This window comes from Colwellia ponticola, from assembly GCF_005885605.1.
In the GTDB taxonomy this organism is placed as follows: Bacteria; Pseudomonadota; Gammaproteobacteria; order Enterobacterales; family Alteromonadaceae; genus Colwellia; species Colwellia ponticola.
In genome coordinates, this window is sequence record NZ_SZVP01000176.1 from 1 (window position 1) to 428 (window position 428).

Consider the following 428-nt stretch of genomic DNA (forward strand, 5'->3'; position numbering starts at 1 on the left):
GGGCTGAAAACCCTGGAAGCGCTTGGCTCGCTGGAGAAGATGCGCACCTTCTGGGACTTCGACGGCCGGGTCACCGCGCCGCTGCATGGGTTCTTGAGTGCCGAGGACTATTACCGTCGCGCGTCGAGTCGCTACTACCTGGGCGCGATCCGCACACCGACGCTGATTATCCAGGCGGCCGACGACCCGTTCGTGTTTGCCCACAGCTTGCCCGAGGCCAGTTAGCTATCGGCGTGCACCGAGTTTGAGCTGACGGCCAAGGGCGGGCACGTGGGCTTCGTCGATGGCTCGCTGAAACGCCCAGGCTACTACCTGGAGCGGCGCATACCGCAATGGTTACTGGCACGACACGGTTAAACATGTGAGAGGGGCAGGCCCCTCCCACATTCGGATTGGGTTTACACGACCGGGAACTCAGTCCCCCGTAG

1 pseudogene is annotated in these 428 nt (G+C 62.9%); it reads left to right on the top strand.

What is annotated here, in order from left to right:
* Positions 1–225 (top strand): annotated as a pseudogene (locus FCS21_RS16965) (hydrolase); the annotation flags it as partial.
* Between the last annotated feature and the right edge of the window lie 203 nt (positions 226–428).